Raw genomic sequence first — 19,280 nt, 5'->3', positions numbered from 1 at the left:
CATGGCGGTCTACACTGAAGTTCCCGACGAGGAGCTCACCAACTTCATCGCCGGCTACGACGTCGGCGCACTGCTCTCCTTCAAGGGGATCGCCGAAGGTGTCGAGAACACCAACTATCTCCTCCATGCCGAGCGCGGCAGCTACATCCTGACGCTGTACGAAAAACGCGTCGATCCCACCGACCTTCCGTTCTTCCTCGGACTGATGGAACACCTGTCGGAGAAGGGCGTCACCTGCCCCCTGCCGCTGCATGACCGCGAAGGCAACAGCCTGCGGACGCTTTGCGGCCGACCGGCCGCGCTGATGACTTTTCTCGAGGGGCTTTGGGTCCGCAAACCGCGCGTGGAGCATTGCCGCGCGCTGGGCGATACGCTGGCGGCCATGCACAAGGCCGCGCTCGATTTCGACGGCCAGCGCCGCAACGCGCTCTCGGTCGCGGACTGGCGCCCCATCTTCGCCGCCGTCGCCGACCGGGCCGACACGTTGCAGTGGGGCCTGGCCGACGAGATGGAGGCCGAGCTCACCTACCTGGAGGCGAACTGGCCGGCGGACCTGCCCGAGGGCGTGATCCATGCCGACCTGTTCCCCGACAACGTGTTCTTCCTGAAGGATCATGTCTCCGGGCTGATCGATTTCTATTTCGCCTGCCGCGACTCGCTTGCCTACGATATCGCGGTCTGCCTCAACGCCTGGTGCTTCGAGCCCGACCTGTCGTTCAACGTCACCAAGGCGCGCGCCATGCTGAACGCCTATGCCGGACGGCGGCGGCTAACCGAGGCAGAATACGCCTCGCTGCCGCTGCTTGCCCGCGGCGCCGCGATGCGTTTCTTCGTGACCCGGCTCTACGACTGGCTGAACCACCCGCCCGGCGCGTTCGTGCGCCCCAAGGATCCGCTTGAATACGCCAAGCGCATTCGCTTCCACCGCTCGGTTTCGAGCACCAGCGAGTACGGCCTCGACTGATGACGGAAAACCGTATCCAGATCTGGACCGACGGCGCCTGTTCGGGCAATCCCGGCCCCGGCGGCTGGGGTGCGCTGCTCGTCTGGAACGGGCACGAAAAAGAACTGTGCGGCGGCGAGGCGGAGACCACCAACAACCGGATGGAAATGCTCGCCGCCATTCGCGCTCTCGAAGCGCTGAAGCGGCCGTCCGCCATCGACCTGCATACCGACTCCTCTTACCTACGCAACGGCATCACCACCTGGCTGAAGCAGTGGAAGGCGCGCGGCTGGAAGACGGCCGACAGGAAGCCGGTCAAGAATGTGGAACTCTGGCAGGCGCTGGAAGAGGCCATGGCCCGCCACGAGGTGCACTGGCACTGGGTGAAGGGCCACGCCGGCAACGACGGCAACGAACGCGCCGACGCCCTGGCGAACCAGGGCATGGCTCCGTTCAAGCAGAACAGGCGCAAAAGGCGCGTCGCGGGGACCTGACTCCCCGCACGCGGCCATTCACATCGCCGCGAGCCCGGTCACATCGCGGCGAGCAACGCCTCGGCGCCGGTGATGTCGGTCTTCCCCGGCTCATCCCCGATATTGAGGATCGTCACGACTCCGTCGTCGACAAGCATGGCATAGCGCTGCGAGCGGATGCCCATGCCGCGCTCTGTAATGTCGAGCTCCAGCCCGACCGCTTTGCTGAACAACGCACTGCCGTCGGCCAGGAACTCGATCGTATCCCCGGCCCCCGTCGCCTTGGCCCAGGCATCCATGACGAAGACATCGTTCACCGCGAGACAGGCGATGGCATCGACGCCCTTTTCCCGGAATTTGTCGGCATTGGCCAGGAACCCGGGCAGATGGTTGTTGTGGCATGTCGGCGTGAACGCGCCGGGAACCGCGAACAGCGCCACCTTGCGTCCGGAAAATACGTCGCTCGTCGTTTTGGTCGACGGCCCCGATGCCGTCACCACACCGAACGTCGCCTCGGGCAGCTTGTCTCCGACCTTAATCATTCCCGCTTCTCTCCTCATCGGACATGGAAGACCGGAGCGATCCGCCCCGGCCGTTCCCTAAATAACGTGCGCGGCGATCTAGTCGAGAGTCAGCGGCTGCTCAAAGGAAAAATCGGGCGAAACGCCGGTGACCCGGATCTTGGTGCCGGGGATCCCGGACTGATCGGCAATCCCCTCGAGCGACACCTCGAAGATCGCGTTGCCCGCCGCATCGGTGCCGGTACGCTCCGGTACCGGCAGATACCATTCCTCCGGCCCCTCGACGAGGGCGAAGCCCTCCTCCCCGTCCGACGGAAACCGGACGAGCAGCTGGAGCACCGGCTTGTCGTCCTTGCGCACGACGGCACCCGAGACTACCCCGCCGGTCTGCATCGGCGTATCGATCGGCGCGGGCACACGGCGCCGATAGAACTCGATCTCGGCGGTATGCGGCTTCGCGCCATCGAGGACGACGGCGACCTCGGCCTGGGCGGGAATGCAGATATCGTTGCAGACGGCGTAGTCGAGTTTGAGATTCAGATTCGACGACTCGCCCGGTTCGTCCGGCCTGACCAGCAAGGGAAAGATCACCGCTTCGGTATAACCGATAACCCAGCCGTAGCCGTCGAAGGACAGTTCCGGCGCCGGCCACTCGGCCGTTACCTCCGCGACGTTGTCGGATCCGGAGAAATCCATCTTGGGCGGAATGCCGGAATCGCCGGGATTGCGCCAATAGGTCTTCCATTCCGGATCGAGCAGGATTTCGAGGCCGGCGAGGCGCGTCACGCCGTCGGCCATCGTCCCGCCGTCGATCAGGCGCACCCTGGCCTTGTCCTTCCATTCCCCGGCAGCGCCGGGGCCGGAAAGCAGCATCGCGGCCATCGCCACTGCGCAAAGATAGGATAAACGCGACACGGACCGTCCTTCTCTTCACAAGAGCTTGCCACAAAAGCCCCGGCTCGACGCCCGACACTATGCCGCAGCTGCCTTGCGCCCGCCATATCAAGACGGTTCAAGCCTGCGTGACGCCGTCCGATCAGGACCATTTCCAAACACGAAACGGGAAGTTACCATTCACATATGGCATTCAAGGAGTTCCAAGGATTTGGCGGTGGCGGCGGTCGCGGTTTCCTCGACGGCCAGATGCTGATCGCCATGCCGACGATGAACGACCCGCGTTTCGAGCGCAGCGTCGTCTACATGTGCGCCCATTCCGACGACGGCGCCATGGGCATCATCGTCAACCAGCTGGCCCGCAACATCAATTTCACCGAACTCCTGCGCCAGCTCGACATCATCGGCGCCGGCGAGGAGATCCGTCTTCCGCCGGAGGTCGGGCAGATGCGGGTCCATATCGGCGGACCGGTGGAGACAGGCCGCGGCTTCGTGCTGCATTCGCCCGACTGGTTCGTGGACACGTCCACCCTGCCCATCGACGACGGCATCTGCCTGACGGCGACCCTCGACATCCTCAAGGCGATCGCACGCGGCGACGGGCCGGAAAACTCGATGCTGGCGCTTGGCTATGCCGGCTGGGCGCCCGGGCAGCTCGAAAGCGAGATCCAGGCGAACGGCTGGCTGCACTGCAACGCCGATCCCGATCTGGTGTTCGGTACGGACCAGGCTTCGAAATACGACCTGGCGCTCAGGAAGCTGGGCATCGATCCCGGTCATCTCGCCCCGGATTCCGGGCGCGCCTGACGGCGGTGAGCCGGTAGCGGTCCCGCAGCCCGGGACGCGGGGCGGCCTAGTGCCGCATCATCGCCGACTGGCGGGCAAGCAGATGGCGGCATTCGTCCGCCGACATGGGCTCGCCGAACAGATATCCCTGGGCGTATTCGCAGCCGAGCGCATAGAGCTCGATGGCATCCTCGTCGGTCTCCGCACCCTCGGCGACCACTTCCATGCCGAGATCGTGGGCCAGCGAAACGATGGAGCGCAGGATCACCGGACGCGTGCCGCTGCCGTTCTGGCGGACGAAGGAGCGGTCGACCTTGATCGTGTCGAAGGGGAAGCGCTGCAGGTAGCTCAGAGACGAATAGCCGGTGCCGAAATCGTCGAGCGAGAGGCCGGCGCCGAGTTCGCGAACCCGCTCCAGAACCTGCGCGGCGTATTCCGGGTTCTCCATCACGAGCGACTCGGTAACCTCCAGCTTCAGAGTGCCGGGGACGACCTCGTTGCGGGCGAGCACCGCGCGAATATCGTTGATCAGGTCGTGGCGGAGGATCTGGCGGCTCGACACGTTGACGGAGGCGAAGATCGGCAGGTTCGCGCCCATGGCGCGCTGCCATGCGCCAAGTTGACGGGCGGTTCGCTCCATGACGAACAGACCGATCTCGACGATCAGGCCGCTCTCCTCGGCAATCTGAATGAATTCCTGCGGGTTGAGGCGGCCGTGACGGGGGTGATCCCAGCGCACCAGCGCCTCGAAACCGGCGATACGCTTGTCCTCGAGCCGCATGATCGGCTGGTACACCAGCTTGATCTCCTCGCGTTCGAGCGCCCTGCGCAGATCAGACTCGAGCGCGAGACGGTCGCCACCCATGGTACGCATCACCGGCTTGAAGGCCTCGACCCGGTCCGGGCCGAAGCGCTTGGCTTGGTACATGGCGATCTCGGCGTCCTCGAGCAGGTCCTCCTTGCGCTTGTCGGACCCATCGTAGACGGAGATGCCGACGCAGGCGGTGAGGAACACCTCGCGGTCGCCGAAGGTGATCGGGGTGCGGATGGTGCGGCGCACGGCCTCGGCGAAGGCGGCGATGCGCTTGGGATCGCGTTCGGAGACGAGAATGATCCCGAACTGGTCGCCCGCCAGCCTGGCGAGCGTATCCGACGGCTTCAGATGGCGCTGCAGCCGCCGCGCCATCGTCAGCAGAATCGAATCGCCGACGGCGATGCCGAAGCCGTCATTGACCTGCCGGAACCGGTCGACATCGACGACGAAGACGGTCGGGCGCGGGTCGTCGCCGACGCGCGAGCGCAGGATCGCGGCTTCCAGGCGGTCGAGGAACAGTTCGCGATTGGGCAGGCCGGTGAGATTGTCGTGGACGGCATCGTGCAGAAGCCGCTCCTCGGCATTCTTGATCTCGGTGACGTCGACCAGCGTGCCGACGAGGCGGACGGCCTCGCCGTCGTCGCCCAGAATCGGCCGGGCGCGCATGCGATACCAGTAGTAGTGGCCGTCGGAGGCGCGCAGGCGGAAGTCCTGGGCGATGCGGCCGCGGCGCTGCTCGACGACGGCGTCCAGGGAGGCGCGGAAGCGGTCGCGGTCGCCGGCGTGCAGGACGTCGAACCACTTGCGGGCGCTGCCTTCCAGCGTGCCGGGCTTGAGGCCGAGCTTCTCTTCCAGTTCCGGCGAGACGAAGACGCGGTCGCGCGGCACTTCCCAGTCCCAGACAAGGTCGCCTGCACCGATCAGCGCCAGCGCCTTGCGGTGGAAGTCGGAGAGCGTGCCCTGGCCGATGGCGCCGCCGGCGAAGGCATGCTGCATCACCGTGAAGCCGACGAGCAGCACCAGGACGACGAGACCGCCGGCCAGCGCCGGCGCCACGAGGTCGTTCGACAGTCGTCCCGTCGCCGTCATGCCGGCGGCAAGAAGCCAGGCGAGCAGCAGCGCCCAGGTGGGGATCAGCAGGATCGCCCGGTCGAACCCGCGGAAGGCGAGGAACAGAATGAGGCCGAGGCCGATGACACCGGTCAGGCCGAGGGACAGGCGGGCGATGCCGGCGGCCAGCGGCGCATCGAATACGGCGATGAAGGCGACACCGAACAGCGTCACCAGCCACAGGCCGGCGACATAGATCAGCCGGACATGCCAGCGCATCAGGCTCAAGTAGGAGGTCAGGAAGATCAGCAGCGTCGCCGACAGCATCGCCTCGGCGCCGGCGCGGAAGACCTGATCGCCGCGGACGGCGACGTCGAAGATCTTGTTCCAGAAGCCGAAGTCGATCGACAAATAGGCGAGCACGGCCCAGGCGAAGGCGGCCGCGGCGGGGAAGATGATCGTGCCCTTGACGACGAACAGGACGGTGAGGAACAGCGCCAGCAGGCCGGCGATGCCGATGACCATGCCCTGATACAGCGTGAAGCTGTTGACGTTCTCCTTGTAGGTCTCGGGCTGCCACAGCCTGAGCTGGGGCAAGGTATTGCCCTCGAGCTCGACGACATAGGTGACCACGGCACCGGGATCGAGGGTAATCAGGTAGGAGTCGGAATCGTGGCTGTCCGCCCGGTCGGGCCGGAAGCCCTGGCTCGGCGTGATGGCGGCGATCCGGGTATCGCCGAGGTCTGGGCGGATGATCCCGGAGCCGACCATGCGGAAATAGGGGGCGACCAGCAGCCGGTCGATCTGTTCGTCGGAATCGTTGCGCAGGGCGAAGACCGCCCACGACGCCGACCGACCCGGCTCGCGCGAGCGCACCTCGATGCGGCGGACGAATCCCTCGGCATCGGGCGCCGTCGAGATCTGGATGCGATCGCCGTAGCGCAGGTAGAGGTCGACGGAATCGGTGAGATCGACGGCACCGGCATCGAGCGGGACTGGAATCGCTTCGAGCGCCCGGGCCGGCAACCCGGACAGCACGACGAACGCGAGTCCCAACAGGGCCGCGATCAGCCGTCCGTATGTCCCCCTGTGCGTCTCGTTCATCCGGTTTTCCGTGTATCGTGGCCCCGGCAAGGCCGGCATGTCAGGACCTACCGCACCGCGGGGCGCGGATCTTCACTAAGCATCGCGTAAAGGAGATGGTCCTGCCAGACACCATTGATACGCAAATACCGACGCGCGAAGCCCTCGCGCGTAAAACCGACTTTTTCAAGGAGGCGTATAGACGCCGTGTTCGAAGGAAGGCAAGCCGCTTCGAGCCGGTGAAGCCGAAGCTGATCGAAGACGAAGGGCATTATCGCGCCGACCGCGGCCGACATATACCCCTGGCGGGCGAACGCTTCGCCGATCCAGTATCCGATCGACGTCGACTGGGTGACACCACGGCGGACGTTCGACAGGGTGATTCCGCCCAAAAAGGCGCTGTCGTCGCTGCGGAATATGAAGAACGGATAGGCGTTGTCCTCGCGAACATCCTGGATGTAGCGGCGGATGCGGCGGCGGAACGAGGCCCGCGTCAGGTCGTCGAGCGGCCAGGTCGGCTCCCACGGCGTCAAGAACGGGCGACTTTCCTCGCGCAAAGCCGTCCAGGCGGGAAAATCGCCCATCTGCGGCGTCCTGAGAAAGACACCGTCGCCATGGATCGCCGGCCCAGTATCCGCGGTGACCGAGCGCAGGAAGACCATTTTTTCGCTACCAACAGCTCTCACGCCGCGCTACGGGCGGCCGAACGCAATCTTTCCTGTAAATCGGCCGCGGTTTCAAGTTTCTCGACCGGACCGACGGCGGCAAGCGTCGGCGGCGTGTCGAACACCATCCGCGCGAGGATGTGTTTGACCTGCGCCATATCGACCGCGTCGATCCGCGAGATCAGCTCTTCCATCTCCACGACACGGCCGAGGAACAGCGACTGGCGGGCGATCTGTTCGGCGCGGGCCGCGCAGCTTTCCAGGCTCATCAACAGCCCCGCCTTGAGTTGGGCGCGGGCACGGGCGACCTCGGCCTCGTCGATGTCGTCGATCGCCAGGGCGAGCTCGCGCGTCGTCACGTCGATCAGTTCTTCCAGATCGTCCGGTCCGGTGGCTGCCGACACGCCGAACAGGCCGACATCGGAAAAGGCCCAGTTGAAGGCGTAGATCGAATAGCACAGGCCCCGCTCCTCGCGCACGCGCTGGAACAGGCGCGAGGACATGCCGCCGCCGACCACGGACGCGGCGATGCGCGCGGCATAGAAGTCGTCGTCGACAAAGGCCGGCGCGCGGAAGGCGAACAGCAGGTTCGCCTCGGACAGGTCGCGCTCGGCGCGCAGCTCGCCGCCGGTATAGCGGGCCTGGGGCGTCTGCTCGCCGTGATCGGCCTGGAAGTCGCCGAACATGCGAGCGGCCATCTCGACCATGGCGTCGTGGTCGACCGCGCCGGCGGCGCCGACAATCATCCCGGGTGCGCGGTAGTGTTCGCTAAGATAGGCGCGCAGGCTTTCGGGGCTCTGCGCGTTGACGGTCTCGGTGGTGCCGAGGATCGGCCGCCCGATCGGCTGGTCGCCGAACGCGGCTTCCTGCAGCAGGTCGTGGACCAGATCGTCCGGATCGTCGAGCGCGGCGCCGATCTCCTGGACGATGACGTGCTGCTCGCGCTTCAATTCGTCGGCATCGAACTGGCTGTCGCGCAGGATGTCGGACAGGATGTCCAGGGCCAGCGGCATATCGTCCTTGAGGATGCGCGCGTAGTAGGCCGTCGTCTCGTGCGAGGTGGCCGCATTGAGATCGCCGCCGACGGATTCGATCGTCTCGGCGATCTCCCGCGCGTTGCGCCGGTTCGTCCCCTTGAAGGCCATGTGCTCGAGCAGGTGCGACAGGCCGTGCTGGTCCGTGCGTTCATCGCGCGCGCCGGCCTTGACCCAGACGCCGAGCGCGGCCGTCTCGACATGGCTCATTTCGGCGGTGACGACCCGTACGCCGTTGTCGAGCAGGGTTGTGCGCACGCTCATTCGACGCCCTCCGCGACGACCCGCGTGGACCTCTGGATATGGTCGGCGACGGCAGCGGTATCGGCCGGCAGCCGCTCGAAGCGTTCCCGACGCTCGTGCAGGTCGGCCAGCCAGGCCGGCAGCGCCGGACGGATACCGGCCGCGGCCTCGACGGCATCGGGGAACTTCGCGGGATGGGCGGTCGACAGGGTGATCATCGGCACGGCGGCCGCGATCCGGACCTTTCGCGCGGCGGCGATGCCGACCGCGGTGTGCGGATCGGCCAGATAGCCGGCCTCGTCGAGGACCTGCTTGATCGTTGCCGCGGCTTCGGCCTCGTCGGTCCGGGCGGCGACGAAATGGCGCCTAATCCCGGCGAGCGTGCCGTCATCGAGGGTGAAGGAGCCGGACTGCGCGAGACCGTCCATCCAACGGCCGACGGCGCCGGCGTCGCGGCCGCTCGTCTCGAACAGCAGCCGCTCGAAATTGGACGAGACCTGGATATCCATGCTCGGGCTCGTCGTCGGCATCACCGAGCGCACCTCGTAGCGGCCGGTCTCGAGCGTGCGGGCGAGGATGTCGTTGACGTTAGTGGCGATCACCAGCCGGTCGACCGGCAGACCCATGCGCGCGGCGACATAGCCCGCGAAGATATCGCCGAAATTGCCGGTGGGCACGGTGAAGCTGACCGGGCGGTGCGGCGCGCCAAGCGCGACGGCCGAGGTGAAGTAGTAGACGACCTGGGCGACGATGCGCGCCCAGTTGATCGAATTGACGCCCGAGAGCGCCACCCGCCGGCGGAAGCCCGAATCGTTGAACAGCCCCTTCACGATCGCCTGGCAGTCATCGAAGTTGCCCGACAGGGCCAGGGCGTGGACGTTGTCCTCGCTGGCGGTCGTCATCTGGCGGCGCTGGACGTCGCTGACGCGCCCGTCCGGGAACAGGACGAAGACGTCGGTGCGGGCACGGCCGCGGAAGGCCTCGATCGCCGCGCCGCCGGTATCGCCGGACGTCGCGCCGACGATCGTCGCGCGGGCGCCGCGTTCCTCGAGCACATGGTCCATCAGCCGCGCCAGCAGCAGCATCGCCACGTCCTTGAAGGCGAGCGTCGGCCCGTGGAACAGTTCGAGGATCCACTCGTTCGCTCCCGTCTGCACGAGCGGAGCGACGGCCGGGTGACGGAACTGGGCGTAGGAGTCGGCGATCATCGCGCGCAGCGCCGCCGGCGCGATGGCATCGCCGACGAACGGCGAGATGATCCGCTCCGCAGCCTGTGGATAGCTCAGGCCGGCCAGTGCGGCGATGTCGGCTTTCGACAGTTCAGGCCAGGATTCGGGCACATAAAGCCCGCCATCGGCGGCAAGGCCCGTCAGCAGGACGTCGGCGAAGTCGAGGGCGGGCGCCTGCCCGCGGGTGCTCACGTATCTCAAATCGGCTCCAGACCGGTTCAGGAGGCGCGTGAAGCGCCGTTTTCGAGTGGACCCTATTGCCGGGGCGCATCCTCGGCAAGCTGCCGGCCGCGCAGCTGGCCGAAGGCCCACGCTGTGTAGACGCCGGCGAGCGCGGCCGCGAGGCCGAACCAGGTGATGGCGTAGCCCAGGTGACTGTTGCTGAAATGGACCCGTGTGGTGCCGCCGAGCGGCAGGCCGCCGGGGTTTGGGGTCGCGTCCGCGTCGACGAAGAACGGCGCGACGCGCTGCAGGCCGAAGGCTTCGGCGATCTGAGCCGGGTCGCGCGCATACCAGTCGCCGCGGGCCGGATCGGGATCGGGCGTGAACAGGTTGCCCGGTTCCGGCATGCGGATCGGGCCGCTCACGGTCACCTCGCCTTCGATCCGCCCCTCGGAACGGCTCTCCGGATCGCGCCTGTCGTGGGGCACGAATCCGCGATTGACGATCACCGTCGACCCGTCGGCCAGGTCGAGCGGAGTCAGGATCCAGTAGCCGGGCCCGGACACGGCGAACCGATCGTCCTCGAGGCTCGTAAAGACGGCCACTTCATGGGCGTGGTCGAAGGTGCCGGTCAGGGTCACATTGCGGTATTCGTCATCGTTGAAGCCGATCGAGGGCCAGTCGGCCTCCGCCGGCAGCGGCCCTGCCGGCGCCTCGATGCGCGTCGTCACCATCGCGATCAGGCCCTCTTTCCAGGCCAGCCGCTCGAGCTGCCAGGTGCCGAGGCCACACAGGATCGCGACGCCGAGCGCGCAGACGAGCCCGGCAAGGACGACTTTTCGGGTGACGGTCGTTGCCATTCAGCTAGTCGCCGCTTTGGTCCTGGTCGTCCCGGACGAGCCGTCCCTCCTGGGCCTGGTGGACATATTGCTGGGCGATCAACAGCCCCTTGAGCGGGCGCAGCATGCCGATGGACAGGATCAGGATCAGGGGGATCCACAGGACCAGATGGAGCCAGTAGGGCGGCTGGTAGGTGAACTCGACGAAGAAGGCCAGGCCGACGACGACGATCCCGACGACGAGAATGACGAAGACTGCCGGGCCATCGGCGGAATCGATGAAGGAATAGTCGAGCCCGCAGGTGTCGCATTTCGGCGCGGTGTCGAGCCAGCGGGTGAACAGCCTGCCCTGGCCGCAGCGCGGACAGCGGCCAGCCAGGCCCGCGGACAGAGGCGAAATCGGCGGATATCGGTGGTCGTCACTCATCACGAATGGACCTCAGAAAGCAGGAAGGCGGCCGTATGGCCGCCCCCCAACGGTGGTCGTGAGGCGGAACGGCCTCAGTAGATCTCGGCGGCGCTGGCGCCCCACACGTAGATGCAGGCGAACAGGAACAGCCACACCACGTCGACGAAATGCCAGTACCAGGCGGCGGCCTCGAAGCCGAAATGGTGGTCCGGCTTGAAGTGGCCGGCCAACGCGCGGAACAGGCAGACGAGCAGAAAGACCGTGCCGATGATGACGTGGGCGCCATGGAAGCCGGTCGCCATGTAGAAGGTCGCACCGTAGATGTTGCCCGCGAAGGAGAAATCGGCGTGGGCATACTCGAAGGCCTGCACGCACGTGAACAGCAGACCCAGAATCACGGTGGTGATCAGACCCCACTTCAGGCCGTTGCGGTCATTGTTCAGGAGGGCGTGATGGGCCCAGGTGACCGTCGTGCCGGACGTCAGCAGGATCAGCGTGTTGAGCAGCGGCAGGTGCCAGGGATCGAAGGTCTCGATGCCCTTGGGCGGCCAGACGCCGCCGGTCGCCTCGACGCGCGAGTACTGGATCGCCTCGCCGGTGAACAGGGATGCGTCGAAATAGGCCCAGAACCAGGCGACGAAGAACATCACCTCGGAGGCGATGAACAGGATCATCCCATAGCGCAGATGAAGCTGGACGACCGGGGTGTGGTGGCCCTCCACCTCGGCTTCGCGGATCACGTCGCGCCACCAGGAGAGCATCACAAAGGCGACCAGAAGCAGGCCGACAACCAGCACCCATGGGCCGGCGTCATGCATGAACATGACCATGCCGACGGCGCTCACCAGGCCGGCGAAGGCTCCCACGATCGGCCACGGGCTCGGATCGACGAGATGAAAGTCGTGATGTTTCGCGTGGGCGTCTGCCATTTCGAAGTGTCCCCTCGTCAGGTCGCGTACCGCTTAGCGCGGCCTGTTCCCTCTGTATAGCCTCACAATGGCTGTCCGTCCGCCCCGCTCGGGGCGGCGGCAACCGGTTTAACGTCGGCCTTCTTCGCGTCCTTGTCGGGGAAGAAGGCGTAGGAGAGCGTTATCTCGCCGATCCGCCGGGTGTCTTCGTCGTCGACGATCGCCGGGTCGACAAAGAAGACGACCGGCATGTCCGCGGTGGCGTCCGCGCCGAGTGGCTGCTCGGTGAAGCAGAAGCACTCGAGCTTGTTGAAATAAATGCCGGCCGACGCGGGCGAAACGTTGAACGCCGACGTGCCGACGGTGCCCTCGTGGCTCAGATTGCGGGCGACGTAGATCATCTGTCCCGTCTCGCCGATCTTCAGGGTGATCTTGGACTGCTGCGGCTTCACCTTCCAGGGCAGGTCGCCGGCCACGGTCGCATCGAAGCGCACTGTGATCGTCTGATCGAGCACCCGGTCCGAGCCCTGATCGGCACGCTGGGTCGTGCCGCCATAGCCGGTGACGCGGCAGAACAGGTCGTAGAGAGGCACGGCGGCGAACGACAGGCCGACCATGACGAAGACCAGCACGAACAACGAGATCGCAGTCGCCTTGTGCCGTCCCGGCACCGGCTGCTTCCCGTTCCTGTTGTTCCCGTCCGTGCTCATGCCATCCCCTCTACAACGGCCGGTCCATGACGCTTGGACCGAAATTGACGATGGTAATGAGATAGATCAGCACCACGAATGCAGCGAGCGACACCGCGATAGCGATCGAGCGTCCGCGCCGACGCCGCTTCTGTTCTTCCGTCAAGACAATGCCTTCTTCCTTCATGGGTCACGCAGAGATCCCCAGGAATGAGACGGCCGAGATGCCGGTCCCCGGAAGGCCGATGACGCGTTCGGCGAGCAGCGCCGCAAACAGGGCGAAGAGATAGAGAATCGAGAAGCCGAACAGGCGCTTGGCGACCGGGCCGATTTCCCCTTCCCTGCCCCGCCAAAGCTGCCAGGCGAGCGCCAGGAAGACAACGCCGAGGCCAAGCGAAACGGCAAGATAGAGCCAGCCGCCGAAGCCAAGCACCGCAGGCGCGATGCCGAGCGGAACCAGGAGAAGCGAATAGAGGAAGATCTGGCGGCGCGTCTCGCCGATCCCGGAGACAACGGGCAGCATCGGCACGCCGGCGCGCGCATAGTCGCCGGATCGCACCAGCGCCAGCGCCCAGAAGTGCGGCGGCGTCCAGAAGAAGATGATCAGGAACAGAACGATCGGCTCGAGCGTCACGGTGCCGGTCGCGGCCGCCCACGCGATCACCGGCGGGAAGGAGCCGGCCGCGCCGCCGATGACGATGTTCAGGGGCGTCGCCCGCTTCAGCCACATCGTATAGATGACCGAATAGAAGAAGATCGTGAAGGCGAGCAGTCCGGCGGCCAGCCAGTTGGTGGCAAGGCCGAGCACGACCACCGAGAACCCCGACAGGATCACGCCGAAGGCGAGCGCCTCTTGCGCATTGACCGCGCCCGAGGGGATCGGACGGTTGCGCGTGCGCGCCATCACCCGGTCGATGTCGGCGTCGTACCACATGTTCAGCGCGCCGGCCGCGCCGGCGCCGATCGCGATCGAGAGGATCGCCGCGAAGGAGATGACCGGATGAAGCTGGACGGGCGCGAGGGCCAGCGCAACGATCGCGGTGAAGACGACGAGCGACATCACGCGCGGCTTCAGAAGCGCGATGAAGTCGCCGACGCTGCCGTTGCCGGCGAGGGTCGTGTCGACCGTCGTTTCCAATTCGATGCGTGCGTCGCTCATACGAAACCGGAGCCCATCCGTAACGCTGATCTGTCGTTAAGCGTGGTCCGGCGGCGTCTCGTCGACGCCGCCGGAGCGGTTTTCCACTGCTGTCAGTTGATCTTCGGCAGCGTGTTGAACTGGTGGAACGGCGGCGGCGAGGACAGCGTCCACTCCAGCGTCGTCGCACCTTCGCCCCACGGATTGTCGGCGGCCTTGCGCTTGGCCATGAAGGCCTGGATCACGCCAAACAGGAAGATGAACACGCCGAACGCCGAGACGTAGGAGCCGATCGAGGAAACGAAGTTCCAGCCGGCGAAGGCATCCGGGTAGTCCACGTAGCGGCGCGGCATTCCGGCAAGGCCGAGGAAGTGCTGCGGGAAGAAGATCAGGTTCACGCCGATGAACGAGACCCAGAAGTGCAGCTTGCCGATCGTCTCGTTGTAGAGATAGCCGGACATCTTCGGGAACCAGTAGTACCAGGCGGCGAAGATGCCGAAGGTGGCGCCCAGCGACATGGTGTAGTGGAAGTGCGCGACGACGTAATAGGTGTCGTGCAGCGACCGGTCGACGCCCGCATTCGACAGCACCACGCCGGTGACGCCACCCACCGTGAACAGGAAGACGAAACCAATCGCCCAGAGCATCGGCGTGCGGAACTCGATGGACCCGCCCCACATTGTGGCGATCCAGGAGAAGATCTTCACGCCGGTCGGCACCGCGATGATCATGGTCGCGGCGACGAAGTAGGCCTGCGTGTCGACGTCCATGCCGACGGTGTACATGTGGTGGGCCCACACGATGAAGCCGACGGCGCCGATGGCGACCATGGCATAGGCCATGCCGAGATAGCCGAATACGGGCTTGCGGGAGAACGTCGCGATGACCTGGCTGACCACACCGAAGGCCGGCAGCACGATGATGTAGACCTCCGGGTGACCGAAGAACCAGAACAGGTGTTGGTACAGGATCGGGTCACCGCCGCCCTCCGGCGAGAAGAAGGTCGTGCCGAAGTTGCGGTCGGTCAGCAGCATGGTGATGGCGCCCGCCAGAACCGGCAGCGCCAGCAGCAGTAGGAAGGCCGTGATCAGCGCCGACCACACGAACAGCGGCATCTTGTGCAGGGTCATGCCCGGCGCGCGCATGTTGAAGATGGTGGTGATGAAGTTGATGGCGCCGAGGATCGACGAGGCACCAGCCAGATGCAGGGCGAAGATCGCAAGATCCATCGCCGGGCCCGTGTGGCCGGTCGTCGACAGCGGCGCATAGACCGTCCAGCCGGCACCGACGCCGTTGCCCGACGCCGTGCCCGGCACGAACAGGGACATCACCAGCAGGGACATCGCGGCGGCCAGCAGCCAAAACGAGATGTTGTTCATGCGCGGGAAGGCCATGTCCGGCGCGCCGATCATCAGCGGCACGAACCAGTTGCCGAAGCCGCCCATCAGCGCCGGCATCACCATGAAGAACACCATGATGAGGCCGTGGCCGGTGACGAACACGTTGAACATCTGGCCGGAGCCGAAGATCTGCAGCCCGGGCTCCATCAGCTCGGCGCGCATCATCACCGACAGGAAGCCGCCGATGAGGCCGCCGGTCAGGGCCAGGATCAGGTAGAGCGTCCCGATGTCCTTGTGGTTGGTCGAAAGAAGCCAACGCCGCCATCCGTGCGGATGGTCGTCATGGGCTTCGTGTGCCGCTGCATAAGCCATTTGCTGTCGTCCTCTCTAAATCGTGTTCCGCCGCGGCGGGCCGGGTCACTCGCCCGCGGCGCCGGCCGGCTGGGCGGTGACCTGCGCGAGCTTCTTGGTCTCTCCGCGCGGATCGAGATGCGCCGTCTGCTCGGCTACCCAGGCGTCGTATTCCTCCTGGGTCACGACACGCACCGAAATCGGCATGTAGGCATGGTCGCGGCCGCACAGCTCGGAGCATTGGCCGTAGTACATGCCGGTCTTGGTCGCCTTGAACCAGGTCTCGTTCATACGGCCGGGAACGGCGTCGACCTTCGATCCGAAGGACGGGATGGTCCAGGCATGAATGACGCCGAGCGGGTCGGAGGTGATCAGCATCTTCACCACCTTGTTGACCGGAACGACGACGTCGTTGTCGGTGGCAAGAAGGCGCGGCTGGCCGGGCTGCAACTCGTCTTCGGCCAACATGATCGCGTCGAAGCTCAGGCCGTCGTGATCGGGGTACTCGTAGCCCCAGTACCACTGATAGCCGGTCGCCTTGATGGTCACGTCGGGCTCGGGAACCTCGAGCTGGAAATAGAGGAGCCGGAAGGAGGGAATGGCGATCACGACGAGAATGATCACCGGGAGCACCGTCCAGGCAACCTCGAGCATGGTGTGGTGCGAGGTGCGCGAGGGATTGGGGTTCGCGCGGGCATTGAACCGCACGACACACATGCCCAGGAGCACGACCACGAACAGCGTGATCAGCGTGATCAGGATCAGCAGGAAATTATGAAAACTGGTGATCGATTCCATCACCGGCGTGGCGGCCGCCTGAAAATCCAGCTGCCATGGCTTCGGCTGCTGGGCCAGCGCCGGCATCGCGCCAGCCGTGAATACCGCTGCCACCGCGAGGGCTGCCGCGATTCGCAATCTCGATGCCATTTTGAGCGTGCTCCCTTACCTCTTGCCCCTGACCCGACGCGTTTTCCGTGGTGTTCCGTCTTCGCGCCTGCCGGCAGTCCAGCGCGCCGGCACTATTGGGCCTGCTTTAAAATCACACTTCCGCTGCTCTCGGCAATGACCTTTACCTATTTTGGGCGCGACAAATTTCCGCATCTGGCGATGTGCCGCAGCCGGGCGAACCAATGACGCGGCGGAATGCGCCTCGGTCCCGCGAAGGAAGGGCCACGACAACCACGGTTCTCGGGGCCGGAACGATCATTCGATCCCTTGACAGCCCCAAGGGGTCTGGTAGCACCGCCACTGACAATCAGACCGGGCGCCGCCCGGATATCGGGAAAGGCGTAACAACATGGCGAATCGCCCCGAATCGCTGGCCGGTCGGCTACGCAGCCGGTTTTCCGGGTCTTCACAGCGTGTTTTGACCGCCGGCATCCTCTTTGTCGGCACGGTCTTGGCCGGTTTCTCGCTTCCGGCGGCCGCCAACGCGCAGGGCGCGGTCAAATCGACTCACGGCGACTGGCAGATCCGCTGCGACACGCCGCCAGGCGCCCAGGGCGAACAGTGCGCCCTGGTCCAGAGCGTCACCGCCGAGGACCGGCAGAATGTCGGCCTGACCGTGATCGTCCTGAAAACGGCGGACGGCAAGGACCAGATCCTGCGCGTCCTCGCGCCGCTCGGCGTCCTGCTGCCGACCGGGCTCGGCCTCAAGGTCGACGATGCAGATATCGGCCGCGCCCAGTTCATCCGCTGCCTGCCCAACGGCTGCGTCGCGGAGGTCATCATAGACGAGGAGCTGGTGAAGAAGCTCGAGGGCGGCCAGCTCGCCACCTTCATCATCTTCCAGACCCCGGAGGAGGGGATCGGCATCCCGATGTCGCTGGCGGGCTTCACCGAAGGATACGCGGCGCTGCCCTGACGGGCCGGACAGGGAGTTCCCGCCATGACGGGGCCTTCGGAGGGGGAAGCGGCGACCGGGCCCAGCGATAATCCCTCTCCGGGCGGGTCCGCACCGATACCGAAGCACTTCGTCGCCGGCGCCACCATGCGCCACGTGGTGGTCATGACGGCGACCGCCTCCTTAGGCCTGATGTCGGTTTTCCTGGTCGACCTGGCCGATCTCTACTTCCTGTCGCTCATCGGCGAAGTGGCGGTGGCCGCGGCAATCGGCTACGCGGGCACGCTGCTGTTCTTCATGATTTCGGTTTCGGTCGGCGTAACGATCGCCGGCTCCGCTCTGGTCTCGCGGGCCATCGGCGCCGGCGACAACGAGCGGGCACGCCGCATTGCGACGTCCAGCCTCGTCTACGCCGCGCTCGTCACCGGCCTGGTGGCGCTGCCGTTCGTCGTTTTCGTCGAGGAAGCCCTGACCCTCCTGGGCGCGGACGGCGCCGCGCACACCCTTGCCACCGGCTACCTGCGGATCGTGCTTCCGGCGACGCCTCTGCTGGGAATGGGCATGTGCGCGGGCGGGCTGCTCAGGGCCCGCGGCGATCCGCGCCGGGCGATGTACGTCACGCTGGCCGGCGCGGTGGTCAACGCGGTGATGGATCCGATACTCATCTTCGGCGCCGGGCTCGGCGTCGACGGGGCCGCGATCGCCTCGGTGCTGGCGCGCGTCGCCTTCGTCGTCGTCGGCTTCTACGGCCTTGTGAGGGTCCATGACCTGCTGGCGGCGCCGAGGCTCAAGGGCTTCGCCGCCGACGTCCGGTCCATCTCCGCGATCGCCATTCCGGCCATGCTGACAAATGTCGCCACGCCGGTCGGCAATGCCTACATGACATGGGCGATCGCCAAGTACGGCGTGTCGGCGGTGGCCGGCTGGGCGATCGTCGGCCGCATCCTTCCGGTCGCCTTCGGCGGCATCTTCGCGCTGTCGGGCGCGGTGGGTCCGATCATAGGCCAGAACTACGGCGCCGGTCAGCAAGATCGGGTCCGCCAGACCTATATCGACGCGATGGTCTTCGTCCTCTTCTATGTCGGTATCGTCTGGGCGATCCTGTTCTCGATCCGGCACCTCCTCGTCGCGGTGTTCTCGGCCAGCGGCGATGGCGCCGAACTCGTCCTGCTGTTCTGCGGGGTCATCTCCGCCAGCTTCGTGTTCGTCGGCATCCTGTTCGTTTCCAACGCGGCCTTCAACACGCTCGGCTATCCCTTCATCTCGACCCTGTTCAACTGGGGGCGGGCGACACTCGGCACGATCCCGTTCGTATGGGTCGGCTCGCATTGGCTGGGCGCGCCGGGCGTCCTGTGGGGACAGGCCATCGGCAGCGTCCTGTTCGGCGCGATCGCCGGGATCGTCGGATACCGGCTCGTCACCCACCTGCACCGCCGGCCACCGGGCGAGCCGCCGGTTCCGTTGTGGCGCATCGCCCTGTCGCCGTTCTCGACGGGCAAGAGCCTCACCGGAATCTGACGGACGCGTCGGGGATTATCCTCAGGTTATGGAATTCCGCGCCCATAGGCGTTATCTATCGGACAGCGATAACCGGTCCCGACGGAATTCATCATGAACCGCTACGAACGCCCGGCCGCGCAAGGCGAAGCGGTCATCCAGTATCTCGACGGCGACTTCCGGATCCTCAAGCCCGGGAGCCACGTCCTCTGCGCGGTCACGGGCCGCGAGATTCCGCTGAGCGAACTTCGCTACTGGAGTGTCGAGCGTCAGGAAGCCTACGCCGACCACGAAGTCGCCATGCAGGTCTACGAAGAAAAATTCCGCAAGCGCGGCTGACGTAAAGCGCGGATGACGGATTGGGGCGCG

At 65.8% G+C, this 19,280-nt stretch carries 20 protein-coding genes; 6 read left to right on the top strand and 14 right to left on the bottom strand.

Annotation, left to right across the window (positions count from 1 at the left end):
* The first annotated feature begins 1 nt into the window (after position 1).
* Positions 2-964 carry a homoserine kinase gene (locus ACSF9G_RS15135; protein WP_436642918.1) on the top strand — a complete coding sequence of 321 codons (963 nt, stop codon included), beginning with the start codon at positions 2-4 and terminating at the stop codon, positions 962-964.
* Complete coding sequence (rnhA, locus tag ACSF9G_RS15130) at positions 964-1,437, top strand: ribonuclease HI (protein WP_436642917.1); 474 nt, start codon at positions 964-966, stop codon at positions 1,435-1,437. Before ACSF9G_RS15135 ends, rnhA begins: the two co-directional genes overlap by 1 nt.
* Positions 1,438-1,475: 38 nt before the next feature.
* Here rnhA and ACSF9G_RS15125 read toward each other — a convergent pair whose 3' ends face one another.
* Entirely contained in the window at positions 1,476-1,958 is a 483-nt protein-coding gene (locus tag ACSF9G_RS15125; RefSeq protein WP_436642916.1) for a peroxiredoxin, read from the bottom strand.
* 78 nt (positions 1,959-2,036) lie between these two features.
* Complete coding sequence (locus ACSF9G_RS15120) at positions 2,037-2,852, bottom strand: protein-disulfide reductase DsbD domain-containing protein (RefSeq protein WP_436642915.1); 816 nt, start codon at positions 2,850-2,852, stop codon at positions 2,037-2,039.
* A 165-nt stretch (positions 2,853-3,017) separates the two neighbouring features.
* Here ACSF9G_RS15120 and ACSF9G_RS15115 point away from each other — a divergent pair, with 165 nt between their 5' ends.
* Positions 3,018-3,638 carry a YqgE/AlgH family protein gene (locus ACSF9G_RS15115; RefSeq protein ID WP_436642914.1) on the top strand — a complete coding sequence of 207 codons (621 nt, stop codon included), beginning with the start codon at positions 3,018-3,020 and terminating at the stop codon, positions 3,636-3,638.
* Between the two features lie 46 nt (positions 3,639-3,684).
* On the opposite strand, the gene ACSF9G_RS15110 is transcribed toward ACSF9G_RS15115, so the two are convergent.
* The 12 genes from ACSF9G_RS15110 to coxB all read right to left on the bottom strand — a co-directional run bounded on the left by ACSF9G_RS15110 (position 3,685) and on the right by coxB (position 16,498).
* Entirely contained in the window at positions 3,685-6,585 is a 2,901-nt protein-coding gene (locus ACSF9G_RS15110; RefSeq protein ID WP_436642913.1) for an EAL domain-containing protein, read from the bottom strand.
* A 47-nt stretch (positions 6,586-6,632) separates the two neighbouring features.
* The gene (locus ACSF9G_RS15105) at positions 6,633-7,226 is read right to left on the bottom strand and encodes a GNAT family N-acetyltransferase (RefSeq protein WP_436642912.1); all 594 of its coding nucleotides are present in this window, start codon (positions 7,224-7,226) and stop codon (positions 6,633-6,635) included.
* A 20-nt stretch (positions 7,227-7,246) separates the two neighbouring features.
* Positions 7,247-8,527 (bottom strand): M16 family metallopeptidase, encoded by a 1,281-nt coding sequence (locus tag ACSF9G_RS15100; RefSeq protein WP_436642911.1) that lies wholly within the window; start codon positions 8,525-8,527, stop codon positions 7,247-7,249.
* Positions 8,524-9,936 (bottom strand): threonine synthase, encoded by a 1,413-nt coding sequence (thrC, locus tag ACSF9G_RS15095; protein WP_436642910.1) that lies wholly within the window; start codon positions 9,934-9,936, stop codon positions 8,524-8,526. The genes ACSF9G_RS15100 and thrC overlap by 4 nt, the downstream gene beginning before the upstream one ends.
* A 53-nt stretch (positions 9,937-9,989) precedes the next feature.
* Positions 9,990-10,757 (bottom strand): SURF1 family protein, encoded by a 768-nt coding sequence (locus tag ACSF9G_RS15090; protein WP_436642909.1) that lies wholly within the window; start codon positions 10,755-10,757, stop codon positions 9,990-9,992.
* A gap of 4 nt (positions 10,758-10,761) precedes the next feature.
* Positions 10,762-11,163: a DUF983 domain-containing protein gene (locus ACSF9G_RS15085; protein WP_436642908.1), complete on the bottom strand. Its 402-nt coding sequence runs from the start codon at positions 11,161-11,163 to the stop codon at positions 10,762-10,764.
* Between the two features lie 74 nt (positions 11,164-11,237).
* Entirely contained in the window at positions 11,238-12,074 is an 837-nt protein-coding gene (locus tag ACSF9G_RS15080; RefSeq protein WP_436642907.1) for a cytochrome c oxidase subunit 3, read from the bottom strand.
* Positions 12,075-12,136: 62 nt separating this feature from the next.
* Entirely contained in the window at positions 12,137-12,763 is a 627-nt protein-coding gene (locus tag ACSF9G_RS15075) for a cytochrome c oxidase assembly protein (protein WP_436642906.1), read from the bottom strand.
* Between the two features lie 10 nt (positions 12,764-12,773).
* Entirely contained in the window at positions 12,774-12,929 is a 156-nt protein-coding gene (locus ACSF9G_RS15070; RefSeq protein ID WP_436642904.1) for a cytochrome c oxidase system small membrane protein, read from the bottom strand.
* A gap of 3 nt (positions 12,930-12,932) precedes the next feature.
* On the bottom strand, positions 12,933-13,901 hold the full coding sequence (locus tag ACSF9G_RS15065; protein ID WP_436642903.1) for a heme o synthase: 969 nt from the start codon (positions 13,899-13,901) through the stop codon (positions 12,933-12,935).
* Between the two features lie 92 nt (positions 13,902-13,993).
* Positions 13,994-15,592 (bottom strand): cytochrome c oxidase subunit I, encoded by a 1,599-nt coding sequence (ctaD, locus tag ACSF9G_RS15060; protein WP_436642902.1) that lies wholly within the window; start codon positions 15,590-15,592, stop codon positions 13,994-13,996.
* Positions 15,593-15,637: 45 nt separating this feature from the next.
* Positions 15,638-16,498, bottom strand: a complete 861-nt coding sequence (coxB, locus tag ACSF9G_RS15055; RefSeq protein WP_436642901.1) for a cytochrome c oxidase subunit II — start codon at positions 16,496-16,498, stop codon at positions 15,638-15,640.
* A gap of 370 nt (positions 16,499-16,868) precedes the next feature.
* Between coxB and ACSF9G_RS15050 the strand changes: the two genes are divergently transcribed.
* The 3 genes from ACSF9G_RS15050 to ACSF9G_RS15040 all read left to right on the top strand — a co-directional run bounded on the left by ACSF9G_RS15050 (position 16,869) and on the right by ACSF9G_RS15040 (position 19,250).
* Positions 16,869-17,435: an invasion associated locus B family protein gene (locus ACSF9G_RS15050; RefSeq protein ID WP_436642899.1), complete on the top strand. Its 567-nt coding sequence runs from the start codon at positions 16,869-16,871 to the stop codon at positions 17,433-17,435.
* Positions 17,436-17,459: 24 nt separating this feature from the next.
* A complete protein-coding gene (locus tag ACSF9G_RS15045) occupies positions 17,460-18,932 on the top strand; it encodes an MATE family efflux transporter (RefSeq protein WP_436642898.1) in 1,473 nt (490 codons plus the stop codon).
* A gap of 93 nt (positions 18,933-19,025) precedes the next feature.
* On the top strand, positions 19,026-19,250 hold the full coding sequence (locus ACSF9G_RS15040) for a DUF2093 domain-containing protein (RefSeq protein ID WP_436642897.1): 225 nt from the start codon (positions 19,026-19,028) through the stop codon (positions 19,248-19,250).
* Positions 19,251-19,280 lie beyond the last annotated feature (30 nt).

The organism is Microbaculum mangrovi (genome assembly GCF_051390635.1).
Lineage (GTDB): Bacteria > Pseudomonadota > Alphaproteobacteria > Rhizobiales > Tepidamorphaceae > Microbaculum.
The sequence above is the reverse complement of the archived record's forward strand: the minus strand, read 5'-3'. Positions and strand labels throughout refer to the sequence as shown.